Below are 5175 nucleotides of genomic sequence, written 5' to 3' on the forward strand. Positions count from 1 at the left end.
CGCCCCGCCCGCGGCGCCCCCCGCGCCCCGCCGCGCGGGGGGGGCGGCGCGCCGGGCGGGCGCCCGGGGGGGCGGGGCGGGGCCGGGCGGGGGGGGGGCCGGGCGGCGGACCGGGGTGAGCGGGTCGCGGGCGGAGGATCGGGGCAGGGCGCGGACCCCGGAGGGGCTTTCCGCGCGGTCGCCGCAGCGAGGAGTCCGTCATGCCGAAGTTCCGCCGTCCGTCCCGTGCCGCCCGGGCCCTGGTGCCCGGCGCGGTGGCCGTGGTGCTGCTCGCGGGCTGCGGCCAGGGTTCCGGAGGGGCCGCGTCGGCCACCGGTACGACGGCGCCGGCCGGGGCCTCCCCCGCCACGGGATCGCCGACCCCCGGCCCTCCCGTCACGGGGACGCCCGCCCCGGACGGCACGGTCGTCCCGGGGACGCTGCTCGTCACCGACTTCGGCTCCGACACGGTCACCTTCGTCGACCCGGCGCGGGGCGCCACCGGATCCGTGCGGGTCGGCACCGCTCCGTACGGCCTGGTCGTCGGCGGGGACGGGCGGGCCTGGGTGGCGACCGCCGAGGGCGTGGCCGTCGTGGACACGGCGCGCCGCGAGCGCCTCGCGCTGATTCCGTACCGGACGGACACGGGACCGGTGACCACCGGCGAGTACCGGGGCGGCGGCATGGGCATCGCGCTCGCCCCGGACGGGCGGCGGGTGTACGTGGGGGTCAACGTGCCGGGCGGGAACGGCACCCTGGAGGTCGTCGACACGTCGGCGCTGAAGGTCACGGACGTCGTCCCGGTCGGCCGGCGCCCGTTCGACGTGGACGTGTCGCGGGACGGCTCCGAGGTGTACGCGACGGGCCACGACTCGTTCGACGTGACGGTCGTCGCGGCGGGGACGCTGGAACCGCGCCGGATCGAGGTCGCCCCGTACGGCACGGAGGGCGGGCTCGGCTCCTGGCTCAAGCCGCACTACGCCGCCGTGCGTCCTTCGGACGGGAAGCTGCTGCTGCCCTTCGAGGGCGAGCGGCTCGCGGTCGTCGACCCCCGGACGGGCCGGACGACGATCGAGCGGACGACCGCGAACACGCATCAGCACGGCACCACCGTGACCGCCGACGGCACGCTGCTCACGGTGGGCACCGGGCCGATCGACCCGGACGTGGACGAGGGGCCCTCCCTGACGGTCCGCACGCCCGGCGGGGCCGAGCGGGTCTACCCGCTGGAGGGCCCGCACGAGAGCGTGGCCGTGTCCGCGGACGGCCGCACCGCCTATGTGACGGGCGGTTTCACCCGGGACGGGTACTGGGACGGTCTGAGCGTCGTCGACCTCGGCACGGGCGACACCCGCCGGCTTCCGGCGGGCTCGCGGCCGCTGGGCGTCGCGGTCCTCTGAAGCCCGCGGCCCCGCTGCGGATCAGCGCCGGGGCGGCAGCACGGTGAGGACGCGCTCCACGAAGGCCTTGTAGTCGGTCATGAAGTCCGTGAGGAACTGCAGCGTCGTCGGGTCGGTGACCTCGCCGTCCTCGCCGAACAGCCCCGGGGTGAACTGGATGTACGCCTCCGGGGCGTTCATCTGCGGGGAGTTGCAGAAGCTCAGCACCGAGCGGAGGCTCTGCTGGGCGACGGCCGTCCCGATCTTGCCGGGCGAGGTGCCGATGACGGCGGACGGCTTGTGGGTGAAGGAGTTGGTGCCCCAGGGGCGGCTGGCCCAGTCGATGGCGTTCTTCAGCGCGCCGGGGATGGACCGGTTGTACTCGGGGGTGACGAAGAGGACCGCGTCGACGGCCTCGAGGGCGTCCTTGAGGGCCCGGCCCTCCGGCGGGTAGTCGGCGTCGAAGTCGTGGTTGTAGAGCGGGAGGTCCTTGATGGGGATCTCCTGGAACTCCAGGCCCGGGGGCGCCACCCGCAGGAGCGCGCGGGACAGGATCCGGTTGATGGACTTCTCCGACAGGCTGCCGACGAAGTAGCCGACCTTGTACGTGGTCATGTGCGCTGTTCCGCCTTCCGTGGTCCATGGGGTCCCCCGGCAACGTATCCCGGTCCCCGCACCCCTGCGACCGGAGTCCGGCCGGGCCCTCAGAGGCCCACGATCAGCTGGATGCAGACGATCTTGACGAGGATCGCGAGGGCGAACAGGGTGGCGTAGCCGGTGTTGACCCGGCTGTCGGAGACCCGGCTGTTGGCGTACGCGGTGATGGCGGGGTTCCCCACGTACCCCGCGAGGAGCCCCATCGTGCGCGGTCTGCTCTGCCCGAGCAGCCGGGCGACGAGGACCATCAGGGCGTAGCTGAGGACGGCGGAGACGAGGAGCACGGCGAGGAGCTTCAGCCCGAAGAGGGAGAAGGCCTCGCGGCGGAACGCGTAGCCCGAGCTGAGGCCGACGCAGGCGAGGAAGAGCAGCAGGCCGATCTGGCGGAGCGTGAGGTTGGCGCGGGTCGGCAGGACCCAGACCAGCGGCCCGGTGCGCCGCAGCCGGCCGAGGACCATCGCCATCACGAGCGGTCCGGCGGCGGTGCCGAGGGACAGCACGGTGGAGCCGATCGTCACCTTGGGGATGCCGATGAGGAACCCGGCGGCGAGGCCGAGGCCCATGCTCACGGCGCTGACCTCGCTGACCTTGGCCTCGGTGTCGCCGAGGAAGCGGGTCACCTCGGCGGTGCGGTCCCGGGGCATGACGACCCGGACCCGGTCGTCGAGCTGGAGCAGCAGGTCGTCGTGGGCCAGGAGGTCCCGGTCGCCGCGGCGGACCCGGGTGGCCTTGGCCCCGAAGCGGTCCCCGAGTCCCAGCTCGGCGACGGTGCGGCCGGCGAGGTCGGGGTTGGTGAGGAGGATGCGGCGGTAGTCGACGACGTCACGCCGGTCGAGGAGGTGGACGGGCGCCAGTTCGCCGAGGGCCGCCGTCCCGGCGGCGACGGCCTCGGGGCCGCCGACGAGCACGACCTCGTCGCCGGGGGCGAGGGTGTCGAGGCCGCGGGCGACGCGGGGCGGGCCGCCGGGGGGCCGGTGGACGCTGGCGAGGAGCTGCCCGTCCGCGGCGCCGGGCACCTCGGACCAGGCGGTCCGGCGGGTGACGTCGACGGTGCGGGTGACGAGTGCGTCGGGGAGTCCGGTGCCGGGGTCGCGGCGGCCGGGCCAGTTCCCGACGGCGGCGATCGCGGCGACGAAGAGGATCGTGAGGACGACGGCGAGGGGGTATCCGATCGCGTACCCGGTGGCGGCCTGGGCGGGGACCTCCGAGGCGGCCTGGGCGGCGGCGAGGCCGGGGGTGGTGGTGCCGATGCCCGCGTACCCGCCCGCGAGGTAGGTGCCGTCGATGCCGAAGACGGTGCTGCCGAGGAGACCGACGGCGAGGGCGGTGAGGACGAGCGCGACGACCGCGCCGGTCATCACGGCCAGCTGGGGGCGGAGTTCGCGGAAGAAGGCCGGGCCCGCTTCGAGGCCGACCGTGTACACGTAGAGCGCGAGGCCGAGGACCGGGAGGCCGGTGGGGACCGCGGGTCCGATGTCCGGGTCGAGCGCGCCGAGCAGCAGTCCGACGAAGAGGACCCCGGCGGCGCCGAGCCTCACGGGACCGAAGCGGACCATGCCGAAGAGCGATCCCACCGCAATGACGATAAAAAGGGTGAACCACGGATAGTCAGCGAAAAATTGCCACATGGGCTTACTGAGCCACACCTGGTGGCTCCTTGCACGCTCATACGGAAGGGCGGACAGCGTGACGCGACCGAGGATTCTCGTGGTGGGCGCCGGTTTCGCCGGAGTGGGCTGTGTGCGGCGGCTCGAACGGCGGCTCACGGAGCGGGAGGCGCTGATCACGCTCCTGTCGCCGTTCTCCTACCAGCTGTACCTGCCGCTGCTCCCCCAGGTGGCCGCGGGCGTCCTGACGCCGCAGTCGGTCGCCCTGTCGCTGCGGCGCAGCCAGCGGCACCGGACCCGGATCGTCCCGGGAGGTGTGGTCGGGATCGACACGGCGGCGAAGGTCTGCGTGGTGCGGACGATCTCCGGCGAGTACGTGACGGAGCCGTACGACCATCTGGTGCTCGCGCCCGGCAGCGTGACCCGCAGCTTCGACATCCCGGGGCTCGCCGAGCACGCGCGCGGGATGAAGACGCTCGCGGAGGCGGTGTACATCCGGGACCACGTCATCGCCCAGCTGGATCTGGCGGACGCCAGCAACGACGACGAGGAGCGGGCCGCGCGGCTGCGGTTCGTCGTGGTCGGCGGCGGTTACGCGGGGACGGAGACGGCCGCCTGCCTCCAGCTGCTCACGTACAACGCGGTCAAGCGCTACCCCCGGCTCGATCCCTCCCTGATCAAGTGGCACCTGGTGGACATCGCGCCGAAGCTCATGCCCGAGCTGGGCGACAAGCTGGGCGCCGCCGCCATGGACATCCTGACGAAGCGCGGCATCGAGGTGTCGCTCGGTGTGTCGGTCGCCTCGGTGGACGACGAGAACGTGACGCTGACGGACGGGCGGGTGCTGCCCAGCCGGACGCTGATCTGGACGGCCGGGGTCGCCGCGAGTCCGCTGATCGGCACGCTCGGCGCGGAGACCCTCCGGGGGCGGCTCGCCGTCTCGGCCGAGATGGGCGTGCCGGGGCTCGACGGGGTGTGGGCGCTCGGCGACGCGGCGGCGGTCCCCGATCTCGCCAAGGGCGAGGAGGGGGCGATCTGCCCGCCGACCGCGCAGCACGCGATGCGGCAGGGCAAGGCCGTCGCCGACAACCTGGTCGCGACGCTGCGGGGCGAGCCGACCCGCCCGTACACGCACAAGGACCTGGGACTCGTGGTGGACCTGGGCGGGATGGACGGCGTGTCGAAGCCGCTCGGCGTGGAGCTGCACGGGGCGCCCGCCCAGGCCGTGGCGCGCGGCTACCACTGGGCGGCGCTGCGGACCAACGTGGCCAAGACCCGGGTGATGACCAACTGGCTGCTCAACGCGGTCGCCGGCGACGACTACGTACGGACCGGATTCCTGGCCTCGAAGGCCGGGACGCTGCGGGACTTCGAGTACACCGACGCGTATCTGACACCGGAGCAGGTGCGCGAGCACACGGGATCGTTCCGCGGGGCGCTCGGATCCGGCGGCGGGAGGGGGGGCGCGGGGGGGGGGCGGGCGCGGCCCCCCCCCCCCCGCGCCGCCGCCCGCCCCCCCGCCCCCCCCCGCCCCCCCCGCGCGCGCCGCGGGC

4 protein-coding genes are annotated in these 5175 nt (G+C 74.5%); 2 read left to right on the forward strand and 2 right to left on the reverse strand.

The window, feature by feature from the left end:
- Positions 1-200 precede the first annotated feature (200 nt).
- Complete coding sequence (locus tag ACFV2S_RS01670; protein ID WP_385553216.1) at positions 201-1379, forward strand: hypothetical protein; 1179 nt, start codon at positions 201-203, stop codon at positions 1377-1379.
- A gap of 21 nt (positions 1380-1400) precedes the next feature.
- Here the strand turns inward: ACFV2S_RS01670 and ACFV2S_RS01675 are convergent, their stop codons facing one another.
- A complete protein-coding gene (locus ACFV2S_RS01675; RefSeq protein WP_385553218.1) occupies positions 1401-1973 on the reverse strand; it encodes an NADPH-dependent FMN reductase in 573 nt (190 codons plus the stop codon).
- A gap of 89 nt (positions 1974-2062) precedes the next feature.
- A complete protein-coding gene (locus tag ACFV2S_RS01680; RefSeq protein WP_385553578.1) occupies positions 2063-3643 on the reverse strand; it encodes an aspartate:alanine exchanger family transporter in 1581 nt (526 codons plus the stop codon).
- Positions 3644-3701: 58 nt separating this feature from the next.
- Here ACFV2S_RS01680 and ACFV2S_RS01685 point away from each other — a divergent pair.
- Positions 3702-5175 (forward strand): NAD(P)/FAD-dependent oxidoreductase (locus ACFV2S_RS01685; protein WP_385553220.1); only part of this gene is annotated, 1474 nt, incomplete at its 3' end.

This window comes from Streptomyces sp. NPDC059695 (assembly GCF_042733785.1).
In the GTDB taxonomy this organism is placed as follows: domain Bacteria; phylum Actinomycetota; class Actinomycetes; order Streptomycetales; family Streptomycetaceae; genus Streptomyces.

Coding starts and splice junctions, on each gene's coding strand:
- ACFV2S_RS01670 (WP_385553216.1), top strand. CDS start 201: ATGCCGAAGTTCCGCCGTCCGTCCCGTGCCGCCCGGGCCCTGGTGCCC.
- ACFV2S_RS01675 (WP_385553218.1), bottom strand. CDS start 1,973: ATGACCACGTACAAGGTCGGCTACTTCGTCGGCAGCCTGTCGGAGAAG.
- ACFV2S_RS01680 (WP_385553578.1), bottom strand. CDS start 3,643: ATGTGGCAATTTTTCGCTGACTATCCGTGGTTCACCCTTTTTATCGTC.